The organism is Lysinibacillus sp. NPDC059133 (genome assembly GCF_042755925.1).
Classification (GTDB): domain Bacteria; phylum Bacillota; class Bacilli; order Bacillales_A; family Planococcaceae; genus Lysinibacillus.
The window spans coordinates 77,076-101,914 of the sequence record NZ_JBHZDH010000007.1 but is presented as its reverse complement, the minus strand read 5'-3'; the positions used below and the strand labels follow the sequence as shown (position 1 = coordinate 101,914).

Here is a 24,839-nt window from a genome sequence, read left to right as displayed (position 1 = left end):
GAAAGGAGTAGAATATGAATTTAAAAGTGCAAGCAAGAAAGAAAAACTTATACATTGATGGTCAATGGAAAGAAGCCACTGAACATGCATCTCTAACATCTCCATACTCTGGAGATGTTATTGCATATATTCCTAAGGCTAATGAAAAAGAAGTCAATGAGGCAATTGAAGCTGCAGTTCGTGCAAAAACAGTAATGGCGAAAATGCCAGCTCACGAACGTGCAGCTATTTTGGAACGTTTGGTAGCTTTGTTTGAGAAGCGTTTAGATGAAGCTGCAGAAATTATCGCTTTAGAAGCAGCTAAACCAATTGCTACTGCAATCGATGAAGTGAAACGGACAATACAAACGTATAAGTTTGCAGCTGAAGAAGCAAAGCGAATTCATGGAGAAACACTTCCATTGGATGCTGCACCAGGTGGAGAAAAACGAGTAGCATATACGGTGCGTGAACCTATTGGGGTTATTGGTGCGATTACTCCATTTAATTTCCCGATGAATTTAGTTGCCCATAAAGTAGGTCCTGCCATTGCCGCAGGAAATACAATTGTATTAAAACCAGCAAGTCAAACTCCACTATCTTCTTTCTTTTTAGCAGAGTTGTTGCAGGAGGCTGGTTTACCTAATGGAGCTCTTAATGTGATTACTGGAAGCGGAAGAGTCGTGGGGGATAAAATCGTGACCGATGATAGAGTTGCAGCTATTACATTTACCGGAAGCCCAGCTGTTGGCATTGGTATTCGAAACAAAGCAGGACTGAAGCGCGTGACATTAGAACTGGGTTCAAATGCAGCCGTTATTATTGATAAAGGGATCGATATTGATTCAATTATTAACCGTTGTGTGAAGGGAGCCTTTTCTTTCCAAGGTCAAGTATGTATATCATTACAACGAATTTATATTCATGAAAGTTTGTACGAAACATTTGTGCAAAAATTCGTTGAAGCAACTCAACAACTCAAAATTGGTGACCCTTTAGATCCAAGTACGGATGTTTCAGCGCTTATTTCAAAAGGAGATGTGGAACGTACTTTAGATTGGATTCATGAGGCGAAACAACATGGAGCAGAAGTAGCAACTGGAGGAATCGCAAAAGGGAATATTTTATTGCCAACAGTATTATTAAATGCAGAATCTTCTTTAAAAGTTTCGTGTCAAGAAGTGTTTGCTCCAATTGTGATCATCAATAAAGTTCAAGCAGTAGAGGAAGCAATTGAGCAAGTAAATGATTCGCGATATGGTCTCCAAGCGGGAATCTACACGGATAATGTTCATACAGCGTTAACTGCAGCTGAAAACCTTCATGTTGGAGGCGTAATGATTAATGACATTCCAACATTTCGTGTAGATAACATGCCATATGGTGGTGTGAAGGAAAGTGGAGTTGGAAGAGAAGGAATAAAATATGCTGTAGAGGAAATGACAGAGCTAAAACTAGTGGTTTTTAATAGAAATTAAAAATCGAAGAATTAGAAGCATTTAAGAACCCTATTAAATGATTAGGAAAGAGGTGCTATCAATTTGGAGCTAGTAAAAGAACAGAGTAGTGTAAAAAAAGACATCGAACAACAAGACAACAAACAAATAGATTATGACAAAATTTCCACTTCGGAGGATTTTAAACAACTACTTTTAAATAAGAAAAAGTTTATTATTTCATACACAATTTTTTATTTGGTTTATTCACTAGCTTTACCATTCCTAGCCTTGTTTACAAATATATTAAACGTCCAAGTAATAGGAGACATTACGTTGGCGTGGATTTACGGTATTTCAATTATCTTTATGTCATTTGGGGTATGCAGTGTTTATGTAAAGAAGTCTGCTGAATTTGACGAAAAAGTAAAGCAAATCATAGTAAAGGAGGGGCTGTAGACATATGGGATGGGATATTATTCTTCTTTTTGTACTCATGTCAATAGGGGTACTTTTCATTACGTACTATGCTTCCAAAAAAACAAAAACGGCGGGTTCTTTTTATACAGCTGGAGGTGGTCTGACTGCTAGGCAAAATGGACTTGCTTTAGCTGGAGACTTTATGTCTGCATCTACCTTTTTAGGGTTAATTGGAGCCTTTTCTTTAACGGGATATGACGGATTTTTCCTCATGTACGGTGCCCTAGTTTCTTTTCTTGTCATTTTATTTTTAGTTGCAGAACCATTAAGGAATCTTGGGAAATATACGTTAGGTGATATGATTACTGCTCGATTTAAGTTTAAACAAGTACGAGGTGTAACTGCCTTCAATACAATAATCATCTCGGTTTTTTATATGCTTGCACAGCTTGTTGCTGCAGGAGCTTTATTTAAATTATTATTAGGTATTCCATATAATACTTCAGTCCTTATTGTTGGTGTTGCTATGTTAGCTTTTGTTTTGTTTGGAGGAATGACCGCAACAAGCTGGGTTCAAATTATTAAAGCCGTTCTTTTAGTAGGTGGAACCTTTATTATGTTTGTCATGGTTATGTGGAAATTTAATTTTAATTTTATTGGCATTTTTACTGATATGAAAACCGCCACTCCTTTTGGAATTGATTTCTTAAATCCTGGTTTGAAATATAAAAACGGTTGGGATGCAGCTTCTTTAACACTTGGGCTCATTCTTGGGACAGCGGGTCTACCCCATGTATTAGTTCGCTTTTTAACGGTACCTAATGCTAAGGTTGCCAGAAAGTCAGTTGTTTGGCTTATGTGGATCATGGGACTATTCCATATTATGGTCATCTTCCTTGGGTTTGGAGCAGCAAAGCTAGTTGGAACTTCGAATATTATAGAGGCTAACCCAGCAGGGAATATGGCAGCGCCATTATTAGCAAAGTATATTGGCGGAGATTTTATGTTTGCTTTCATTTCTGCGGTTTCTTTTGCTACTATTCTTGCAGTTGTTGCTGGAATTGTAGTTACGGGAGCAACAGCATTTTCCCATGACTTTTATAACGAAATTTTAAAAGACGGGAAAGCAACCGAAAAACAGCAAATGTTTATGGTACGTCTTGCATCGATTGTCATCACTGCTATCGCCATTGCCTTATCATTATTTCTTCAAAATTTTAATGTTGCCTTTGTAGCGTCAATCGCTTTAACATTAGCAGCGAGTTCGAATTTACCAGTTATTTTATTAACTATTTTTTGGAGAAAATTCAACAAAACTGGAGCAATCTTAGGGATGCTTATAGGATTAATTAGCACTATTGGTCTAGTTATGTTAAGTCCAAATGTTTGGAATCCAGAACCAGGTGTAGCCTTATTTACTGGTAAGCCTATTTTCCCTCTTGCATCACCAGGAATTCTTTCTATACCGTTAGGTTTCTTAGGCTGCTATATTGGTACATTAATAGGGTCCCGTAAGTCAAAAAATGTAGAGGATAATTTTTCAGAAATTATCGTTAAGTCAAATATAGGTAATGATGTTAAAGGTGTAGTTAATCATTAATGATCGTTTTGCAAGTTCAATAAGATTAAGTAAGCATCAGAAGAATTTACGAGTTTATGAGAGGAGTGAATAGTTATGAGTAAGGCAATTATTAAATTTAGTGAAACCCTTCACACAAAAGAAGTGGAAGTAGATCCTCAAAGCAATACAATTATTCTCGGTGATAGAAATTTAACAGTAGAACAGTCCTCTTTGGAGGCGCCAATTTCGGGTACAGTATATGGGGCTTTATTAAATTATAGTGGCGAGCTTAAGGCATTAGGTTCATCTTTAACTAAAGAACCTTATAAACAGCCTCCCAAAGCGCCTGTCTTATATATAAAACCGGTGAACACCATTACTGGATTTAAATCTTCAATTCCATTACCCGAGGATACATCTCATCTGCAAGTAGGTGCCTCATTAGGCATTGTCATTGGGAAAAATGCTACTCGTGTAACAGAAGAAAAAGCTTTAGATTATGTATTAGGATACACCATTGTAAATGATGTGAGTATTCCACATGAGAGTTTTTATCGACCAGCTATTAAACAAAAAGCAAGAGATAACTTTTGCCCTGTAGGTCCATGGATTATTAAACGAGATGCAATCGCTGACCCTAATAAGTTGACGATTACTGTATTCGTTAACGATGAATTAAAACAAAAGAATACAACGGCCAATTTAATTCGTCCTGTATCACGATTGATTTCTGAAATTTCGGAATTTATGACGCTATATGAGGGAGATGTTTTACTAGTTGGGGTACCTGAAAATCCTCCGCTTGTTAAAAAGGGAGATCGAGTACGAATTGAAATCGATGGAATCGGTTATTTAGAAAATACAGTTAAATGAGAATCTCATTGTTTTGTAAAGGAGCGCGATTATTATGAAACATGCACGTGTAGTATTTCAGGATGTCATTCATCACGCAATTGAAACAGATGATGGTCATCTTAAACTTGATAATGGACAAATTGTTTCTGAGGAGGAAGTGGACTGGCTACCGCCTGTCCAACCTAGAACCGTTTTTGCTTTAGGACTAAATTATGCAGATCATGCAAAGGAACTTGCTTTTCAAGCACCAACAGAACCTTTAGTTTTTCTAAAAGGTCCTAATACTTTTATTGGTCATCGAGGTCAGACTTACCGACCGGCTGATGCTACCAATATGCATTATGAATGTGAACTTGCAGTTGTCATTGGGCGTTCAGGGTCTAACATTAAACGAGAAGATGCGTATGATTATGTAGCAGGATATACCGTTGCAAATGACTATGCCATCCGTGATTATTTAGAAAACTATTATCGTCCGAACTTAAAAGTAAAGAATAGAGATACTTGTACACCAATCGGTCCATGGCTAGTCGATGCAAAAGATATTGAAGATCCTATGAATCTTACATTGCGTACTTATGTAAATGGAAAAGTTACGCAGGAAGGCACAACGAAAGATATGATTTTTAGTATTCCGCAATTAATTGAGTATTTAAGTAGTTTTATGACATTAAATAAAAACGACATTATCCTTACTGGTACGCCTGAGGGCTTAGTTGATACAAAGGAAGGAGATGAAGTCATTACTGAAATTGAAGGAGTGGGACGACTAGTAAATACTATTATTAGTGAAAAACATTTCTTAAGAACTGAAAGTGATAACGCCATTTTTAGTCAGTGAAAGGGATGAAAACATGCCGCATTTTATTGTTGAGTATACCGATAACATAAAGAAAGAAGCAGACATTCCGAATTTGCTTAAAAAAGTGAATGATGTTTTGATTAGCCGTAGTAATCTTTTTCCGACTGGTGGAATTCGATCAAGAGCAGTTGAACTTCAAGATTACCGAGTAGCAGATGGGGCAGAAGATGATGCATTTGTTCATGCTATATTAAAAATTGGGGCGGGAAGATCGGCTGAAAATAAGAAAGAAACTTGTGACGAACTATTCGAAGTAATCAAGGATCATTTTGCTGATCTATTTACTAGGCGATATCTGGCATTATCTATGGAATTGATTGAATTCAGTGAGGAAGGTACTTACAAGTATAACAATATTCATAAGCGTTTTAAAAAGTAAGAAGGCTGAAAGTCAATCTGCGTTAAAGGTAATAGCTTTAAATTTGGCTAAAAGAAGTTTTCTAGATTTTTAATCTACTATCTTCATTACTGTTGTTTTATTGATTAAATGGTCTGGCACCTGTGTTAGCTCTATGTGTCATTTATTCCCATTCTTTTGATTTTTTGCTTCTATTAGCGATTATCATCCTGATAAGTATAGTTCCGCTTTTTACAATAAAAAACGATTAATACCGCTTACAATTTAGGTTACATCGCGTTAAGTATAGATTTTCATTTCAGGAAGGGGACTTTAAATGACAAAGAATCAGGCTTTAGATGTGAACTGCATTGAATGGGCAAGTGAAATAAACAAAAGTTATATTGGAGGTCAATGGGTAGAGGGTGATAGTAAAAGAACTTATTCAATAAAGGATCCATATGATCAGTCAACTATTACATCTGTAGAATTAGCGAATGTAGAGCAAATAAAAGACGCTTATCACAAAGCAAAAGCAGCACAAAAGGAATGGGCTAAATCCACTCCAGAACAAAGAAGAGAGGTTTTAACGAAAGCATTAGACTATTTAGAGAAAAATAAAGAGCAGATTTTGGAATTAATTACACGAGAAACAGGTGGAACATTACTTAAAGCTCATATTGAGTTTGGCTTTGGGGTTAGTGACATAAAAGATTCTATTAATATGGTTGATGCAATATACACACCCAAAAATTATGCATCTACTACACCAGGAAAGGTTAGCCGTGTATATCGATTACCTTTAGGTGTTATTACGTCCATCACCCCTTTTAACTTTCCATTTAACATGGCAACAAGAACAATTTTCCCTGCCATTGCTCTCGGGAACAGTGTTGTTCATAAACCAGATCTCCAAGTGGGAATAGTTGGTGGACAAGTTTTTGCAAAGGCTTTCGAAGAAGCAGGACTTCCTGCTGGAGTGTTTAATTCAATTTTAACCGATCTTCAAGAATCAGGAGATGAATTCCTGTTAAATACGAATTCTTCGTTTATCAGTTTTACAGGATCAACTGCAGTAGGAAAACATATTAATAAGGTAACAGGCGGAACATTAAAACAAATGGCATTAGAACTTGGAGGCAATAATCCTTTAGTAGTTTTAAGAGATGCCGACGTTGAACAAGCAGTGAGAGTAGCCATCTTCGGGAAATTTTTGCACAGTGGCCAAATCTGTGCGATTACAAACCGAATTATTGTTCATAGAGATATTTATGATGAATTTGTTGCTAGATACGTAGAAAAAGTAAAGGGATTAACAGTAGGAGACCCCAAGGACCCTCACACAATTATTGGACCTGTTATAAATGAAAAACAAGCTGATAAAATCATGGACTTAGTAAATAAAGCAAAGGAAAGTGGATTAAAAGTTGCTGTAGAAGGTGACCGTACAGGGAATGTTATTTCTCCATTTGTATTTGTTGATGTACCTAATGATTCAAGTCTTGCATCTTGTGAAATCTTCGGTCCTGTTGCACAAATTATTCCGGCTGAAAGTGATGAAGAGGCCATTCGTTTTGCTAATGACACGGAATATGGATTATCCTCTTCCATTATAACTAGTGACTTAGAAAGAGGGGAAAGATTAGCCCTTGAGATCGAATCTGGTACAACACATATAAATGATATGCCTGCAGTGCTAGAAGGAAATGTTCCATTTGGTGGAATGAAACAAAGTGGAATTGGGCGTTTTGGATATGAATGGATTGTAGATGAGTTTACTGTTACGAAATGGGTATCTGTACAGACAAGTAAATTAGATTATCCGTTTTAGGATTGAAGGAAATTCAAATTACGAGGATATTAATACTCAATAAAACATTGAACCGTTATTAAACCTGTTGTTAGAAAAGCCTGTAACCTTGAGTTGGCAAGGGATACAGGCTTTAAACTTAGCTACCGATAATGTTTATGAATGGGAAAGCGCTCTTACTTGCTGTTTTAAAATTTTCCCGCTATTCGTTATTGGTAACTCGTCTACTTTGTCAAAGGTTTTAGGGATTTTATATGGAGCAAATGTAATTTACAATAGTTTCTTAATTCTTCTTCATCAATATGATTTATTGGATTTTTATCGAATAAAAGGCCTTTAATTTTTCGCCCATGATTGGATCAGGAACTCCAATGCCCCTTGCAAAATAACTAGGGGTATGAATAAAAAGCTTCTTCAAATTCCCTTGGATAAATAGGTCTACCTCTAATGACTACATCTTTTTTTTCGATCTACAATAAAGAAATAACCATCTTCATCAAATGAAAAATAAGTAACACTGAGGGAAGTTGAATAATTGTCTAAATTTTCTAAAAGTTTTATTGATTATTCTTCCTTTTTTTATTACACTTATTTTACTGTTAGTTGAGTTGATTTACTCAAGTATAGAGAAATTTGATTTAAGGCTTGATGTGTCTTGGAAAATTTTCTGGCATGGTATTTCTAAATGAAGAATAGCTACTTCTTAAAATGAAGGTGGCTATTTTTATGCCAAAAATAGGAATTAAGATAGAAGTTCATCATATCTTAACTCCTTGTAAAGAAAAGTAGTAAACCGTTGATTTAGCTGTTATTCGATTAACCGAGGAAATAATCACATATTAAGCATCAATTTGTAAGCGTTTACTAATTTGTATTACAGGGGGTATAAAGTTGATTAGTCCTTTAAATTCGAAAATAATTAGTTACTTGCCATCTCAGCCTGACTTTGAATTTCAGACAGATTACTATACTGAACAAAAAGTTAGAATTAAACCAAATCAACCATTTATTCTGTTTTACCAATTTAAAATGGGAGGGGTAAGTAGTCAAATTTCTGTTATCCCGGATGGGTGTATCGATATTCTCATTAATTGTGATCAGCATTACGGTAATATTTGTGGAAGCGTTACTAAAAGTAGAGTGATTAACCTTCTCCCAAACAGTACTTACTTTGGTATTCGTTTTCTGCCATGTCTAGATATTAAGAAAGTAAAATTCGGTATAAAAGACCTTACAGATAAAGAAATTTCCTTAAATGAAATGCTTCCTGTAAATACGAATATCTTTGAAAGGGTAGTAACCGACGAAAGTTTTATGGAGAGAATCAATATATTCATTGAAATATTGGGAAGTCAAATTTTTGAGAATAATAAATTAACTAAACTAATAAAACAAGCATTATATAATATATACGCGACAAGAGGTAATATTACCATAACTCAACTTGCAGAAGAAGTAGGATATTCAACTAGATATTTAAGAAAACAATTTGAAGACCATATTGGAATTTCCCCAAAATTATTTAGCCAAATAGTAAGATTTCAATCATCACTAAATATGCTTCTGAGGACAACCCACTTTACGTTAAATGATGTTATTTATGAGAATGGTTATTATGACCAAGCCCATTTGATTCATGAGTTTCGGAATTTTGGATGCATGACACCTTATCAATTAACTGGGCAAAAAGGCTGCCTGAAAACCAGCTAAATAATGCTTGTATAGCTAAAGCAATTACTTATTTAAGTAATTGCTTTTTTAAGTGCGCCCAGCATGCGCATATTTGAAGAATTTCGGATTAAAATTCAGAATGTTCCAATTTTTACAATATCAAATTATCTTAAGCTGATAATCTGTAATTAATATAAAGAATGCTTATTTTTCCTACTACAGTTCAAAGAAAAAATTGGCAATCGACAAAACAAAAGAGGGGAGTCAGAGGAATGACGAAACACCAACTATTTATAAATGGTAATCGGGTTGAGGTTGTGTCAGATGGAATATTTCAGTCTATTAATCCTATAACTGGAAAATTAATGCCGTATTATCCGGGACCGGACCGGAAGATGTGGACCTTGCAGTCAAAACTGCTAGGAAGGCATTAGGCCGAAATGGATCCATCTAAACATGGCCGTTTGCTCTATAGAGCTGCGCCAGTTAGACACAGCATGCCTGAGTTGATTTGAATGAAAAAGTTTTGAATTGGTATGGAGGGTAACGCTTTGTATAAATAACAAAATTATAATAACGCCAACGGGGGTAGGGATTATAGAAACACAAAAATCAGTAGAGAACATTCAAATTTTATCAGATGGGCAAAGTCTAAAAAGAAGTTTAAAGATGCGAGATTTAGTTATTTTTGGTCTTGGCTTTATGGCACCAGTTGCAGCGATGTCAATGTTTGGAATTATCACGTTGGTATCTCAGGGCCATTCTGTCCTCTCATATGTTCTTGGTTTTGTTGCAATGTTATTTACGGCGTACAGTTTCGGTAAAATGGTTGAAGTATACCCAGTTGCAGGCTCAACCTATACCTACGCCCATCAGGCGCTACACCCTAAAATAGGATTTATAGCTGGATGGGGAATGCTCCTTGATTATCTGTTGATACCTATGCTAACTTTTTTGATCAGTGCAAGTTTTGCAAACGCCCTTGTACCAAGCATTCCGGTTTGGGGTTGGGTTCTCATTTTCGCTATCCCAATCACGATTGTAAATATAATTGGAATTGATATAGCAGTTAAGTTGAATTTAGTTTTAGTGCTCCTCATGATTATCGCGGTGATTGCCTTCGTTTCCAGCGCAATTCACTTTATTGTAATGGGTGATTTAACTTTAATAAACTATAAGGCAATTTATGATGATGATTCATTTTCGATAGGAGCAGTTATTGGCGGGGCAGCTATTGTTATTGTCGCATACCTAGGTTTTGATGCTATTACAACCTTGGCTGAAGAGACGAACGTAGGGGGCAATAAAATTGGTTTGGCCATTTTGTTTACCTGTGTCATTCAAACGGTATTTTATGTTTCCGTAACTTATTTAGCAGTGATTCTTGTAGGAAACTATTTAGCTATTGATAATCCCGACACAGCCTTCTTCACCGTTTTAGAGACTATAGGGGGCGGGTTTCTCCAGACTTATATTACACTTACGATTATCGCATCTGGAATTGCAAGCGCCTTAGCTAGCCAATCAGCTTCAAGTCGTCTGCTCTTGGGGATGGGACGTGACAATGTCATCCCTCAAAAATTTTTTAGCTATATCCATCCAAAGTATAAAACACCGATTAATAATATTTTATTAATGTCAATCATCGGAATGATTGGTGCAGTATCTTTGAATCTGCAAATTGTATCCGACTTAGTTGCATTTGGTGGATTATTAGGATTTGCTTTCGTGAATATTTGTGTAATTAATCATTACTATTTAAAAAATAAGCAAAAAAATATTATTAAATATTTGATTATTCCATTAATTGGGATGTTAGTTTGTCTTTATATCTTGTGGGGGCTTTCAACAACCGGAAAAATAGTTGGATTTACCTGGATGGGAATTGGTGTTTGTTATTTCGCGATTCGATCCATGTATTCCAAAGAATCCAAGAAACTCTTAACAGATATAGAAGGGCAGAATATTAGTTAAATAAAATAACAATCTTTATACCTACTCAGACAATATCGTAGAGCAAGGAGAGAAACATATGATTATTGGCGTACCAAAGGAAATAAAAAACAATGAAAATCGGATAGGCATTACCCCATCTATATACCCCTATTGAGAGCCTATTAGAGTGTGAAAGGGTAACTTCATAAAATCGATAATTAATTTTTAAAACAATATCTCTATATAAACTAACCGCTTGGAAGGATTTATGGATATGGCAACTAGCACTAGGAAGGCTTAATTATATTTGTCTATTAAAGGAGGAATAAAATATGCAATACGTTACAAAGCGACATAACCTAAGCAAATTGGAATTATCAGAACTTGATAAAAAACATTATTTGCATCCAACCACACCACCAAGAGCTCATTATTTATCAGGGCCTTCAACAATCTTTACAGAAGGCAAAGGAATTTATCTGAAAGACATAGAGGGGAAAGAGCGTATTGATGGGGTTTCGATGCTTTGGAATGTTAACCTTGGCTATGGGAATGAAGAGCTTGCTGAGGTAGCGAAACAGCAGATGTTAAAGCTTTCTTACAGCTCTTCATTCAGCGGACAATCCAATGAGCCCGCTATTCTTTTAGCACAGAAAGTGGCCTCATTAGCACCTGGTGATTTGAATGTATGCTTCTTCACATCGGGAGGCTCGGAATCTAATGATACTGCATTTAAACTAGCCCGTTTTTATTGGAAAGTAAAAGGTCAGCCAGAGAAAACTAAAATTATTTCTCTTGAACAATCATTCCATGGGGTTACAGTAGGAGCTACAAGTGCTACCGGAATCGAGGGATTCAACAAATTTACGACTTCCAATGCTCCGAACTTCCTTACAGCTGCAGCGCATGTTTTGAATGCAGAACTTGGTGACAAAAGTGATCCAAATTACTCGCGTTCTATTCGTGGGATAATTGAATCAGAAGGGTCCGACACCATAGCCGCTGTCATTCTGGAGCCAATCCAAGGGGCAGGCGGGGTAAGGTTCCCACCTGATGGATACCTTCAAGCTGTTCGCAAACTTTGCGACGAACACAACATTTTGCTTATTGCAGATGAGGTGATTTGTGGGTTTGGAAGAACCGGAAAGACCTTTGGTGTTGATAATTGGAACATTGTTCCGGACCTTCTATGTGTTGCAAAAGGAATCTCAAGTGGCTACGCCCACCTGGGTGCCGTAATTATGAGAGAGCATGTAAGAGAAGCATTTATTCAATCAGATGAAATGATGTTCCATGGATTCACATATAGTGGACATCCAATGGCTTGCGCGGTTGGCTTGAAGACACTTGAGATATTAGAAAGAGATCAAATTGTTGAGAATAGTAGACTTCGCGGTGAAGAATTATTAAAAGGACTTAAGTATCTCGAAAGCAATCATAAACATATAACGAATGTAAGAGGTCTTGGTCTACTTGCCGGTATTGAGCTAGTTAAAGATCCTGAAAACGGCATCTCATTTGATCCGTCGGTACACGCCGCAGCTCTGTATACAGATATATGCATGGACTTAGGGCTGCAATTGCGTTACTTCGATTGGAAGGGAACAAATACGGTTGCTCTTGCTCCACCACTTATTATTACAAGCCAACAGGTTGATGAGATTATTAACAGAATGTCTGAGGCTCTTAAAAGGTTCGAAAAACAAATTTAATTCACGCTAGCAAAATCTATTAAGACTAAAGATTGTAACACGAGATGAATCGTCCTTTTGGTTAATCCAAAGGTCCTGCACCCCTAAAGTTAGAGTCAAAATCTAACTTTAGGGTGTTTTTTAAAATGGCGAAATACAGTGAAGAATTCAAATAAATGTGGTTAATGAATATATGAAAGGTCCTTTAGGTTATAAATTTTTAGCGAAAAAACATGACATACCAAATCATTCACAAATTGAGCGTTGGTACCTATAAAGAATTTGGAGAAGTTGGATTACGTAGAAAAGTAACAAAATAGGCTTAATCTGTGAATTGGCTGGAGTGGTAAAAAGAAATAACCGCAATAAATGCTTGGAGTTATGTGATACAAGTTTAGTCAATGAGCGAATTATAGCGGTTGAAGGGAATACGTATTAAGTATGTTGGTATGAATCATTTTGAATATATGGAGCAACAAGAACAAATGACTATTTTTGATTTACTACCAATTCAGGAAACGATGGTCCAGGGAGAACTATCGTCTTTAAACAAATGTTTTATTATTTACTAACACGCCGTTTACTGGATTGTTGGAGGGATACTTATAAAATGAACTATCATTTTCTTGAAATTCTCCAGTCAAAAAAGGTAACTAAACAATTAAAACCAGGTGCTCAAAATGATGAGTACCTAGCATTTTGATGTTCATTCTTATCTTTTAGTTTCAAAAATCCCTTTTTAAAAATCAGAAAAAACTAGTATACACGTCCATACATAGATTTAATCGCTACATATTCTAGCAATATAGAGAGCGCTCTCTAATACTAAAAAAATGAAAAGAGGGAATTTTTTGAGTGATCAATTAAATAATCAAGTTAGTCAAGTCGACCCTTGTCCAGTAACATCAACTGAACAAATCCCATTAACTAGTGAAATTACTCCACTAGTCGCTACACCGGTAACGGCTCCAACTATTAAAGTTCCAGTTGTACTTGCAGAACCAACACTTCAAATTGCTGTAGAGGCGGATATTACGCTTAGTCCTGCTGCAACTGAAATTAAACGAGTGAAAAAAAATGTATTCCTGAATCAAGTGAAACTAGTACCGGTTGCTTTTGCACGTATTGCCGGCACTGACTTTTTTAGAGTAACAAGAGCTAAATTATTTGTAGCGGGACATATTCGCAAAAATATAGAATATGCTTCAGCAGCATGTAACGGGGCACTCCAAGATAGAATTGCTGATGTTGACTTTTCTGGTTTTACAGACCTTACTTTCCCACAAACAACAGGAGGTCCTTCTCCGATCTTAGGAATTTCTGAGTTTGCCGAAGCGAACTTCCTTAATGAAACTACGCAAATGGATGCTCGATTGGATAAGGCTTTCTTCCAAAATCTCGTTAAATACAATGAACAACCATTTGGCGAATTAGTAGCTGCAAACTTCTTTGAACTTGATTTTTCACCAATTATGGCAGCTCCAGAAGGCACTTTCGACACATTACGTGAAAAAATCGTGCTTGAATTAACTGTAAAAGTACTGCAAGTTCAACAAGTCCGCCTTGGAGCTGGTAGCACTGTAATAACTCCTGTTCTTTTAGGACTTACTCCTCCTACTAGTCCTTGATAGTCTCTAGTCTCTAGTTTTTAGAGGAGCAGAACAAATAAAAAACGCAGTTCACACTGTAACAAAATGTAATTGAAAAACAACCCTGTAATATTTAATGCGTACAAATAAAATAATATTTGAGTTGGCAGTTGAAAGTTCGATTGAATCTTATTTTCAACTGCCTTTTTGCAATTTAATAACCAAGATGTATTAGACGGTGTGTAATTTAGGGAAGGCTAGAGGGTTGCAAAAGGGCATTTTTCAACAGTTTCCGAAAAATATATTGAACAAAATAAATCTACAGAACGCACAATAAAAAGATTTATTCATCAATTATAAGAACAATCGATTTGAAAGCCTTACATAGATGTTAATAAGACTGTTTAAATTGTACAGGGATATTATAAAGACCACTTCATGGTGGTGGTCTTATTTTTCCCCATCATATCCACCCTATGTAGAGAAATAAAGCACGATAAAAGCAAAATATCCATGAATCGCTTTCGCACAAAAAATATCTGATGCTCCGGCGCCCTCAAGAAAGCGCCCAGTCGGAACGGAAATCAACCTCACGTTATGCTGATGAGTCTGAATAATATAAGTTTTGTATAATAATTGATATATTTTAGCAAAGGCTGATTGTCTTGATAATTTTGATGAACGAGGATGATCTCTTGTAACGCTGTTTTCATAAAAATGAACCCCGCTTTTCCAAACCTTTCAATAATTATTTGCACCGAATTTAATTTGCACATTTGTACCACCGTATTCTTTTTTTACCAGATAGATAATTTCATTTGCTTGATATTTTGATAGATCCTTTGCCATCACTGTTACAGAAACTTCTTCGCCTTCTATGCGTACTAAAGCATCGAGATAGCCTAGTGCCTTAATTTGCATCTCAAGCATCGTTTCTGTAGATTCTTCTTTATTGAGAGTATCAATTTCAATAGATACCTTATTTTTTTCTTCAGCAAAATACCCATCTGACGTAATTTGTTGCGTTAACTTTTGGCGAAGTTGGTTCCTCTCGTTACTAACTTGTAGGCGCGTTTCTTCAAATAAAGGGCTTGGAGAAGAAACTTCCTTTGTCACATTCTGTATTGTTGCTTTTTGATCTGTATCTTCTTTTAGGGCAATCTCCTGTTGTGATTGTTTTGTTGGATTCATCAAATAATACACTGAAATAACCGCTACTAGAGTTAATAATGCAAGTAACCAAGACGATTTTCTTTGTAGCTGCATTCACTGTCCCTCCATTAATAAATTTGGTGAAATACTAAGCATATTTTCAATGTCTGTTTTTAATGAGAAATTTATGTAGCAGTACCGTTTATTATTTTAATGGCAAGTAGTACGTAATTAATGAGCCTCACTTGAAAGAGAGTTAATAGAGCATCGTCTTACTTACCTTAAATATATTCCTAAGAAACTTAATTCTTACATAAACCTTAAAAATAAATGGCGTTCACAAATTCTAGCAAGTCTGGTATATATTGTTATAAACTTAGAATAAGGAAAAACAATTTACATATTCAAGGAGGGAACTATATTGATAATTATGGAAACAGAAAGGTTAGAATTACGAGAATTAAATGTTGATGATATTTCTGTCCTTTATCCAATTTTTTCAGATGCTGAAACAATGAAAAATTATCCGTCACCATTTAATTTAGAACAAACTAAAAATTGGATTGAAAAAAAATATACAAAGATATCAAGAAGATGGTTATGGTTTATGGGCTGTCTGTTTAAAAGAATCGAAAGAATTAATTGGAGATTGTGGCCTCGTTAAACAAATAGTTGATGGAAAAACCGAAGTTGAAGTGGGTTACCATATTCATAAAAAATATTGGTCTAAAGGATATGCAACTGAAGCAGCTAAAGGTTGTGTGGAATATGGATTTTCACATTTAGGACAAGAAAAATTAATAAGTATTATTGATCCTCAAAATGGACCATCCATTCGTGTGGCTGAAAAAAATGGTTTTATGAAGGAAAAGGAGTCGTTTATTTTTAATAAAGTTCACCATATTTATTCAGTACACTTTCAGAAATTTAATTAATAATCATATATTTTGTAAAAAAGAATAAGTTGCAATTGTAAAAATAATGAAGACTAAGTGATTACAATTACAACTTTTTAATACTGAATATAAGGGTTGTTGGTTAATTTTCACAAAAATTTATTTTTATCAAGATTTAATATTAAAATTGTTAGAAGGAAATTTGGTTATTCAATGAAAGATTCTTCTTTAAAAAGTAGTGTTCATAATCCCTTCCAACATTGTCCAATGTACCGTAGACTTGATATCCGTGATTTTGATAAAAATCTAAAGCTTGAAAACTCAAAGTATCTACTTTTATGAAATCGCATTTGTTATGTAAAGCAATTTGTTCGATTTCTATTAATAATTTAGATCCATAGCCTAAACCACGAATATCCTCATCAATCATAAGGGTATGTATCTCTAACCAATTCCAACAAATTTCCCCCAATATACCACCACAGATTTGATCATTTTTATCTGTAAGGAAGAGGTTGATTTCTTGATACCGGCCTCTTAAATCTTTTGGAAAATGCTTTAAATTGTATTCGTAAAGCTTGTTATTAACTAAAGATTTTTTACGATCATTTTGTTCTTGTGAGATGGTGTATTGCATAAATTTTTCCCCCACTTTCATAATGGAAAATTTTGTTTCAGAATCATATGATGGTAATTGTATAATATCCTTATTTTATCATAAATGTAATGTTTTTTCATGAAAATGGGTGTATTTAGCGAAACAAATGACCAGGTACTATAATAAAGACCTGGTCATTTTGCAAATCATTCATTTATTTTTTCATTCTCTGGTTCTAAGTGAATAAGAATATTGGCTTGATGAAAGAGGTTATTAATCTTTTCTTCAATACGATCACATAAATCATGAACAGTTTCAATGCTTTTATTTGATGCTACGACTAAATGGAAATCGATGTATTCTTCCGCACCAGAACGTCTAGTTCGAAAATCGTGGTATTCGATGTATTCATCTTTAAAGGATTCAATAATTTGAATAATTTGTTCTTCCTCTTCCTTTGATAATCGCGCATCCAATAATGGAGGAAATGCTTCTTTCATTAGTTTGAAAGCTTCCACCATAATATAACATGCTAATATAATACCGATGATCGGATCTAAAATATACCAGCCAGTTAAATGGACAATCAATAAACTCAAGGCAACACCTAATGATGTATAGACATCTGTAAGTAGATGGAGTGCATTTGATTTCATGGCAACAGAGTTGATATTCTTTGCAGTTCTATAAACAATCCTTGATACAACAAAATTAATCAAAGCGCCAAATAACATGACCAGTATTCCTAGAACTGGGAGTTTGATAGGGGTAGGAGTGATAATTTTATGAATACATTCATAAATAATCCAAATCCCAGCAACAAAAATTAACAGTGTTTCAATTGTTCCTGAAATATTTTCAACCTTCCCGTGTCCGTAGGGATGCTCTTTATCAGCTGGTTTACCGGAGATTCGTACGGAGAAAAAGGCAATTAATGAAGCGAGTAAGTCTAGAAAAGAATGGATTGCTTCGGATAAAATTGCTACCGATCCAGTGAACAATCCAACGATAATTTTTAAAGTGACAACAGTAAAATTACTAATAACGGATAAAAATGCAATCTTCGATGAATTCACCTTAAATCACCTCCTGATACATATAGACTTATGATACCAAGTAAACTTTGAGTGGGTCTATAGCAACGTTCTTTCCTAATTCCTATAAAATAATAAGTGTGAAAAAAAGTTGCATAAAGGAAAAAGTTTGATCATCATTAATAAAAAAGTGAGAGAAAAATAATGATTATATTATGTGTAGAGGCGATAAGTTTAATTTCTACTAAAATGGTGAATTTTATCCCAAAGAATATCAAGGATTTGATACCTGTATAGTTTTCCAATTGTTCATTTTTTGCTGTGAAAACTAGGTAATACTTGATGAAAAAGAAAAGGAATTGCTATCCATTTTCTACCTTAGATATAATAAAATAGTGGTACCAAATTGGGTTAGTAAAGGGGCGGATAGTAAAGTGGATTATATTCAAATTACCAGGAACAATATTGAACAGCAGCATATATGTTGTGCACTCGGTGCGAAGCAATACGAGCAAGCGGTAAAGGAAAAGAAAGAATGGCTAATGAACCGTATCGATGAGGGGCTAGTTTTTTATCGTTTAACTTCTTTCAGCAGGTGTCCAAACACCTGTTGAAAGAAGTTAAAGCCTCCGGCGGATGTCACGAAATCGGAAAGGAGTTCTTTGTGCAAGCACAAAGCCGATTCCGGACGCAATTATGCCGAGGCATAATTGATATGATCGGGCAAAGGTGTTTATTGAATATTTACCGGCAAATCAAGCTTGGGTTCCTATCGAAGCACCGAATTATATGTATATTAATTGCCTATGGGTTTCGGGTAAATACAAAAATCAAAACCATGCTAGACAATTGTTTGAAAAGTGTAAGGAAGATGCATTAGCGCAAGGGATGGATGGCATCGTACATATAGTAGGGGAGAAAAAGTTTCCATTTTTAAGTGATAAGCGTTTTTTTGAACATTTGGGATTTAAAGTTGTAGATCAAGCAGCACCTTATTTTCAGCTAGTTGTCTATAAATTTAACGATTGTGCCGAGGATCCTTCCTTTAAACGACTGGAGAAAAATCCTTTATCTACTAACAGTGGTATTGTGATATACTTCACTGCCCAATGTCCGTTTGCCGTAGGTGTTATAGATGATTTGAAAAATAAAGCAGAGAAAAGGGGCATTCCTTTTCATGCATACCAACTAATGACGAAAGATGAAGCACAGAATGCACCTATCATATGGACAACCTTTGGGCTATTTTACAATGGTCAGTTTATTACACATGAAATTATGAGTGCAAACAAGTTCGAAAAATTATTAAATACATTATGAAAAGGGAATTTATTTCCTTTTTATGAACATTAAAATTAGAGCAAATAAACAGATACCTATAAAAGAACCTAGAGTAAACGACCAAGAAAAATAATCGAAAAAGATGTATGCAATTACTATTGCCAGCATATAGCCAAGAGCAGTGCCCAACAATTGTTTTTTGATATCCAACGTTCTCACTCCTTACTGCGTAGGATTTTTAAAGTTAATACCCTTATTTATATTTTATAGAAATATCAGGTAAATATCCATAGAAATTAACAATTGGAAGGCGGACATCAGCTTTGAAAATTAGCAAATGGCATGCAGAACATTATATATGGGGAGATCAATTTGATGGCTGGCATTTAATGAAGAATAAAGATCTTCGTATTATTCATGAGCGTATGGCTGCTAAAACAGTTGAGGTTAATCATTATCAGCATCATGCACAACAATTTTTTTGTGCTATCTGGAACAGCAACAATCGATATCGACGGAGAACGAATTGTATTACAAAAAAATGAAGGAATTGAAGTGCCGCCCCTTAAATCACATCAAATGCATAATAATTCAGGGGAAGAGGTAGAGTTTTTGGTCATTTCACAATCAAATAGTAGGGGAGATCGTATCCAACTATAAAGTAATTTTCATTCTTTTGCATGAGGTCTGTATTTATTTTAGTAAGTATAGTAAATGTATAGTAAATGCTAACAATTGCAAAGGAGATGTTTTACGATGAAGATTACAAAGGTGAAACTATATGTGTATGATGTACATAAAATGAAGGAATTTTACTGCAATCATTTAGGATTTACATTAATAAAGAATACAAATAATTTTTTTGATATAGCTGTTGGCGAAAGTATTATCACTTTTGAAAAAATACCGTATTTGGTAAAAAAACAATATCATTTTGCGTTAAATATTCCATGTAATTTATTTAAACAAGCGAAAAGCTGGGTAAAAGAATATGCAGAATTATTATTTTCGGAGGGACAGGATGAAGTATATTTTGATACATTAAAGGCTCATTCTTGTTATTTTTATGATCCAGAAGGAAATATTATTGAGCTCATTTCAAGACAGGAAGTAAATCCAAAACAGGATGTAGAGTCTTTTTCACCCGAGCATATATTAAATATTGCCGAAATGAATTTAACGACGGATGCTATTTATTCAGTAGCCGATAGTTTAAAAGAATACGGTATAACTCCAATGAATCATAAGGAAATTCACTCAAATGCTCTCACGTTTATGGGGAATTATGAGGATGGCGCAAATTTACTTTTAGGACCAAGTGAACGTGTTTGGTATTTTTCTAACAAAAAAGCAATTGTTAGTCCTATTAAGATAGAAATCAATAAAAACCTACAACTATGCATGACCGAAGATGGCGATTTTACCATTTCACAGCTTTAAAAACACCATCAGACCATTAAGTCTCCTTATAATTATCATTGAATAAAAAAACATATTGTATATTTATTCGAAAAGTAATTAGGGGAATATTTACTATTCGCGATAGCAAAGAAATTAAGCGAGAGAAAAGCAGCTCATATAATCCCGATTGGTGAAAATTAATAATCGGTGAGGATGAAGAAAGCTCCCCTGAAGGTTTCATTTTGGAGTAGTTGAAAAAATGCTATTAATCAATCATAAGGAGTTAATTTTTTGAAAGCAAAAAGCATTAAGTTATATGAATTTGGAAGTCCACGAGAGGTTTTGAAGTTCGAAAATAAAACGATTCAACCTCCTCAAGAGCAGGAAATTCTTGTTCAAATGTTGACACGACCTATTAACCCTTCTGATTTAATACCAATATGGGGGAGTTATGCTCATCGAATTTCTTTACCAACTATTCCTGGCTATGAAGGGGTCGGTATTGTAGAGGATGTAGGTCCATATGTTTCTCAAAATCTTATCGGAAAGCGTGTATTACCTTTACGAGGAGAAGGAACTTGGCAGGAGATTGTAAAAACAAGCGCAGAATTTGCAGTGCCTATTCCAGATTCTATAGATGATTTTACTGCAGCACAAATGTATATCAACCCAATGACAGCTTGGGTAACTTGTACGGATATATTACAATTGCAGCCAAATGATGTTTTATTAGTGAATGCTTGTGGGTCTGCAATTGGACATATATTTGCTCAGCTAGTAAAATTGTTAGGTTTTCAACTAATCGCGGTAACGAGAAATAATAGACATACGGACGATTTAATTCAGCTTGGCGCTTCCTATGTAATAGATACTTCAAAAGCACCGCTCTATGAGACAGTAATGGAACTAACAAATGGTAGAGGTGCTGATGCTGCTATTGATTCTATTGGAGGGGCAGCAGGCAATGATCTTGCTTTCTGCCTGAAATCTGGAGGGGATTTTTTAGCTATTGGCCTTTTATCAGGTGTACAAGTGAATTGGCAGAAAATCGTTAAAGAGGCAAATGTAAAGGCAAATATGTTCCATTTGCGTCATTGGAATAAGCAAGTATCGGTAGAAAGATGGCAAGATACATTTCATCACTTAATCCATTTAGTTAATAGTGGTAAGTTAAAAATGATGGCGTTTGATTCTCATTATGATTTGTTAGACATTAAAAACGCGATAACGGCCGTTGAATCGTCTAAAAATACTAAAGGAAAGATTTTTTTAACAAGTTATTAATATGAACGAAGGGTAATTTATTTTACCCTTCGTTTTTATAGTGTGTCTATGCAAGTGCGCTACTCTTAACTAACGCTTTTTTCTAAAATAAATCTGTTGATAAATATCGCAGACCAGTATCAGGTAGGATAACGACAATTCGTTTTCCTCTGTTCTCTGCACGTTTTGCAAGAGCTGTGGCGGCAAATAAAGCAGCACCTGATGAAGTACCTACTAATATACCATCTGATTTAGCAACTGCGCGTGCCGCCTCATAAGCTTGTGCAGTTTCTACCTCCAGTACTTCATCAATTATTTCTAAATGAACATTCGATGGTACACGAGCCTCGTCTGCATCGGAGAAGCGGTGAACACCTGTGATTTCAATGATATCTGGATTATCAACTGTTGCAATGGAATTAACAGCAGGCTCTACACCAATGATCTGGATATTTGGATTTCTAGATTTTAAGTATGCACCAGCACCACTTATCGTACCACCTGTGCCGATTGTTGCCACAAAGATATCAATATGTCCGTCTGTATCCTCCCAAATTTCAGGACCAGTGGTTAACTTATGAACATTTGGATTGGCATCATTATCAAGCTGATTTAAAAACACAACATTTTCTTCTTGTTCAACGACCGTTTCTCGAAATACTTTAATCGTTTCAACAAAGTCACCCTCTGTTTCCTCAAAGGCAGCTACCATTTCTGGAACATCTGAAAAAGGGACAACCTCCGTGCCGTATGCCTTTATAACTTTCGTACGCTCTTCACTAACTCCATCCTGCATGTAAATTCGAAGCTTATAGCCTTTTGTAGCTGCAATTGCTGCTAGACCAATACCAGTATTGCCACTTGTTGTTTCGATTATTGTTTTATCCTTTGTCAATACACCACGAGCTTCAGCATCCTCGATCATCGCTTTTGCAACACGATCCTTTACACTGTTAGCAGGATTTAAATATTCTAGCTTTACGATAATTTCGGCTTCTAGCTGTTGCTCCTTTATATACTGATTTAATGCTAATAGTGGTGTATGACCGATTAATTCTGTAATAGATTGTTTGATCTTATTCGTTACAATTTGACCCATCTCAATCAACCCCTTATCTTTTGCCTACTTAACAAACTTGTTTTATAGGAATTGGTGGAATCGTATCACGAAAAATCCTTATAAGCAATAAAATTCCAGATAGAAAGATTGAATATAGTAATAGAAAAAAATAATTAATTAAATTTGCTAATACAACATCCTTCTTTTATGAATAGGTAACATGTAAGTGCACTATATACATGTCATGATCTATCTATTCATAATGCAAGGGCTGGATCATTCCATCTGTTCAAATTGTAAATGTTTTCGCAGGAGAATGTCTGAGAAAGCCTAATGGATAGGTAAACTGATAATTCGGTAAGTTGCAACAACTCCGAGAGTAGTTATTATTCACTTTCGTATGTATAATGGGAGTCTATGTTAGGTAATTATCTTTCAATAGTAAAAATAATTGAACATAAATGAGGCTTAATGATGAGTAAAAAAAGGTTTAAAGATTATGAATTAAGTAATGAAATAATAATGGCACTGGATAGCTTAGGATATGAACAACCAACAGAAGTTCAGAGTAAGGTCATTCCGTTAGCATTAGCAAAAACAGATCTTGTTGTAAAATCACAAACAGGTAGTGGGAAAACTGCATCTTACGGGATTCCAATTTGCGAAGCCATTGATTGGCTAGAAAACAAACCGCAAGCCTTAGTGTTAACTCCGACAAGGGAGCTTGCTGTTCAAGTAAAAGAGGATTTTACGAATATTGGTAGACTGAAGCGCATTAAAGCAACAGCGGTTTATGGAAAACAGCCGATCGCCATTCAAAAAACAGAGCTAAAGCAAAAAACACATGTTGTTGTTGGTACGCCGGGACGCATGTTAGATCATATTGAAAGAGGCACGCTTGTCTTAGACAAAATACGTTATCTTGTCATTGATGAGGCGGACGAAATGTTGAATATGGGGTTCATAGAACAAGTCGAAGCCATTATTAAACAAGTGCCTCAAAATCGTGTGACGATGTTATTTTCAGCTACGTTGCCAGAGAAGGTAAAAGACTTAGCTCTTAAATATATGAAAACACCTACTGATGTAGAAATTCAAGCTACGGGATTAACAACAGATAAAATTGATCATTCCCTTTACGTAGTGGATGAAGAACTAAAACTATCCCTGCTGCGCAAAGTTACGATTGTTGAAAATCCAGATAGCTGTATCATTTTTTGCCGCACAAAGGATAGAGTCGATACGTTATGTGAGCAGTTAATCAATTTCGGATATAGTTGTGATAAAATTCATGGCGGTATGATACAGGATGTACGACTTGAAGTGATGAATGATTTTAAAAGAGGCGATTTTAGATATTTAGTTGCCACAGACGTAGCGGCTCGAGGGATTGATATTGATAATATCACACATGTCATTAACTATGATCTGCCACTAGAAAAAGAAAGTTACGTCCATCGTACGGGAAGAACTGGACGAGCAGGTTTAAAAGGGAAAGCAATTACGCTTGTAACGCCGTTTGAAGATCGTTTTTTAAGTGAAATTGAAGACTATATTGGTTTTAAAATTCCAAATAAAGTAGTGCCAACTGAAGAAGATGCTTTAAAAAAGAAAGCAGCTTTTGAAGCGAAAATGGATATTGAACCAACCCTGAAAAAGGCGAAAAGTGAAAAGCTGAACGAGCAAATCATGAAGCTATATTTTAATGGTGGTAAGAAAAAGAAGCTAAGAGCTGTAGATTTCGTCGGGACGATTGCCAAAATCGATGGTGTAACAGTCGAGGATATAGGCATTATTACCATTACAGATGCTTTTACTTATGTAGAAATATTAAATGATAAAGGCCCGATTGTTTTAAAAAACATGAAGAAAACAACAATCAAAGGTAAGTTATTGAAAGTATATGAAGCCAATAAGTAGTAAGCGGTAAGCTTTGATAGAGTTGAGGGTCAAGTGGAAAAGGTGCTTGCCTTTATATTGAAGTTAGTATAAAAAAACAGCCAGTTCG

Annotated in this window: 18 protein-coding genes and 4 pseudogenes; 18 read left to right on the top strand and 4 right to left on the bottom strand. The window is 35.3% G+C overall.

What is annotated here, in order from left to right; genetic code table 11:
- Window positions 1-14 precede the first annotated feature (14 nt).
- The 11 genes from ACFXN8_RS05975 to ACFXN8_RS05925 all read left to right on the top strand — a co-directional run bounded on the left by ACFXN8_RS05975 (window position 15) and on the right by ACFXN8_RS05925 (window position 14,185).
- Complete coding sequence (locus ACFXN8_RS05975) at window positions 15-1,457, top strand: aldehyde dehydrogenase family protein (protein WP_386843578.1); 1,443 nt, start codon at window positions 15-17, stop codon at window positions 1,455-1,457.
- Window positions 1,458-1,520: 63 nt separating this feature from the next.
- Entirely contained in the window at window positions 1,521-1,874 is a 354-nt protein-coding gene (locus ACFXN8_RS05970; RefSeq protein ID WP_386843576.1) for a DUF485 domain-containing protein, read from the top strand.
- Window positions 1,875-1,878: 4 nt separating this feature from the next.
- On the top strand, window positions 1,879-3,435 hold the full coding sequence (locus tag ACFXN8_RS05965) for a solute symporter family protein (protein ID WP_386843574.1): 1,557 nt from the start codon (window positions 1,879-1,881) through the stop codon (window positions 3,433-3,435).
- A gap of 75 nt (window positions 3,436-3,510) precedes the next feature.
- A complete protein-coding gene (locus ACFXN8_RS05960) occupies window positions 3,511-4,269 on the top strand; it encodes a fumarylacetoacetate hydrolase family protein (protein WP_386843572.1) in 759 nt (252 codons plus the stop codon).
- A 34-nt stretch (window positions 4,270-4,303) separates the two neighbouring features.
- The gene (locus tag ACFXN8_RS05955; RefSeq protein ID WP_386843570.1) at window positions 4,304-5,092 is read left to right on the top strand and encodes a fumarylacetoacetate hydrolase family protein; all 789 of its coding nucleotides are present in this window, start codon (window positions 4,304-4,306) and stop codon (window positions 5,090-5,092) included.
- A 13-nt stretch (window positions 5,093-5,105) separates the two neighbouring features.
- On the top strand, window positions 5,106-5,492 hold the full coding sequence (locus ACFXN8_RS05950) for a 5-carboxymethyl-2-hydroxymuconate Delta-isomerase (RefSeq protein WP_376073703.1): 387 nt from the start codon (window positions 5,106-5,108) through the stop codon (window positions 5,490-5,492).
- A 295-nt stretch (window positions 5,493-5,787) separates the two neighbouring features.
- Window positions 5,788-7,281 carry an aldehyde dehydrogenase family protein gene (locus ACFXN8_RS05945; RefSeq protein WP_386843568.1) on the top strand — a complete coding sequence of 498 codons (1,494 nt, stop codon included), beginning with the start codon at window positions 5,788-5,790 and terminating at the stop codon, window positions 7,279-7,281.
- A gap of 870 nt (window positions 7,282-8,151) precedes the next feature.
- Window positions 8,152-8,970 (top strand): helix-turn-helix domain-containing protein, encoded by an 819-nt coding sequence (locus ACFXN8_RS05940; RefSeq protein ID WP_386843566.1) that lies wholly within the window; start codon window positions 8,152-8,154, stop codon window positions 8,968-8,970.
- 630 nt (window positions 8,971-9,600) lie between these two features.
- On the top strand, window positions 9,601-10,905 hold the full coding sequence (locus tag ACFXN8_RS05935) for an APC family permease (protein ID WP_386843564.1): 1,305 nt from the start codon (window positions 9,601-9,603) through the stop codon (window positions 10,903-10,905).
- 293 nt (window positions 10,906-11,198) lie between these two features.
- Entirely contained in the window at window positions 11,199-12,578 is a 1,380-nt protein-coding gene (locus tag ACFXN8_RS05930; protein WP_386843562.1) for an aminotransferase family protein, read from the top strand.
- An 830-nt stretch (window positions 12,579-13,408) separates the two neighbouring features.
- Window positions 13,409-14,185, top strand: a complete 777-nt coding sequence (locus ACFXN8_RS05925; RefSeq protein ID WP_376073694.1) for a CsxC family protein — start codon at window positions 13,409-13,411, stop codon at window positions 14,183-14,185.
- Window positions 14,186-14,887: 702 nt separating this feature from the next.
- Here ACFXN8_RS05925 and ACFXN8_RS05920 read toward each other — a convergent pair.
- Window positions 14,888-15,412: a SpoIIIAH-like family protein gene (locus tag ACFXN8_RS05920; RefSeq protein ID WP_386843560.1), complete on the bottom strand. Its 525-nt coding sequence runs from the start codon at window positions 15,410-15,412 to the stop codon at window positions 14,888-14,890.
- A 316-nt stretch (window positions 15,413-15,728) separates the two neighbouring features.
- On the opposite strand from ACFXN8_RS05920, the pseudogene ACFXN8_RS05915 reads away from it, so the two are divergent.
- Window positions 15,729-16,233: pseudogene (locus tag ACFXN8_RS05915) on the top strand (GNAT family N-acetyltransferase).
- A gap of 151 nt (window positions 16,234-16,384) precedes the next feature.
- Here the strand turns inward: ACFXN8_RS05915 and ACFXN8_RS05910 are convergent.
- Both ACFXN8_RS05910 and ACFXN8_RS05905 read right to left on the bottom strand, forming a co-directional pair.
- Complete coding sequence (locus ACFXN8_RS05910; RefSeq protein ID WP_386843558.1) at window positions 16,385-16,831, bottom strand: GNAT family N-acetyltransferase; 447 nt, start codon at window positions 16,829-16,831, stop codon at window positions 16,385-16,387.
- Between the two features lie 167 nt (window positions 16,832-16,998).
- Complete coding sequence (locus ACFXN8_RS05905; protein ID WP_376073691.1) at window positions 16,999-17,868, bottom strand: cation diffusion facilitator family transporter; 870 nt, start codon at window positions 17,866-17,868, stop codon at window positions 16,999-17,001.
- Window positions 17,869-18,260: 392 nt separating this feature from the next.
- Between ACFXN8_RS05905 and ACFXN8_RS05900 the strand changes: the two are divergent.
- From ACFXN8_RS05900 to ACFXN8_RS05880, 5 genes and pseudogenes are all read left to right on the top strand, one after another.
- Window positions 18,261-18,407 (top strand): annotated as a pseudogene (locus ACFXN8_RS05900) (GNAT family N-acetyltransferase); the annotation flags it as partial.
- 131 nt (window positions 18,408-18,538) lie between these two features.
- Window positions 18,539-19,146 (top strand): annotated as a pseudogene (locus tag ACFXN8_RS05895) (YoaP domain-containing protein); the annotation flags it as partial.
- A gap of 284 nt (window positions 19,147-19,430) precedes the next feature.
- A pseudogene (locus ACFXN8_RS05890) lies at window positions 19,431-19,767 on the top strand (cupin domain-containing protein).
- Window positions 19,768-19,863: 96 nt separating this feature from the next.
- Complete coding sequence (locus ACFXN8_RS05885; RefSeq protein WP_386843556.1) at window positions 19,864-20,547, top strand: VOC family protein; 684 nt, start codon at window positions 19,864-19,866, stop codon at window positions 20,545-20,547.
- 252 nt (window positions 20,548-20,799) lie between these two features.
- A complete protein-coding gene (locus ACFXN8_RS05880; RefSeq protein ID WP_386843554.1) occupies window positions 20,800-21,792 on the top strand; it encodes a zinc-dependent alcohol dehydrogenase family protein in 993 nt (330 codons plus the stop codon).
- A gap of 82 nt (window positions 21,793-21,874) precedes the next feature.
- Here the strand turns inward: ACFXN8_RS05880 and ACFXN8_RS05875 are convergent, their stop codons facing one another.
- Window positions 21,875-22,870 (bottom strand): PLP-dependent cysteine synthase family protein, encoded by a 996-nt coding sequence (locus ACFXN8_RS05875; protein WP_386843552.1) that lies wholly within the window; start codon window positions 22,868-22,870, stop codon window positions 21,875-21,877.
- Between the two features lie 435 nt (window positions 22,871-23,305).
- Between ACFXN8_RS05875 and ACFXN8_RS05870 the strand changes: the two genes are divergently transcribed.
- A complete protein-coding gene (locus tag ACFXN8_RS05870; RefSeq protein ID WP_376076445.1) occupies window positions 23,306-24,751 on the top strand; it encodes a DEAD/DEAH box helicase in 1,446 nt (481 codons plus the stop codon).
- Window positions 24,752-24,839 lie beyond the last annotated feature (88 nt).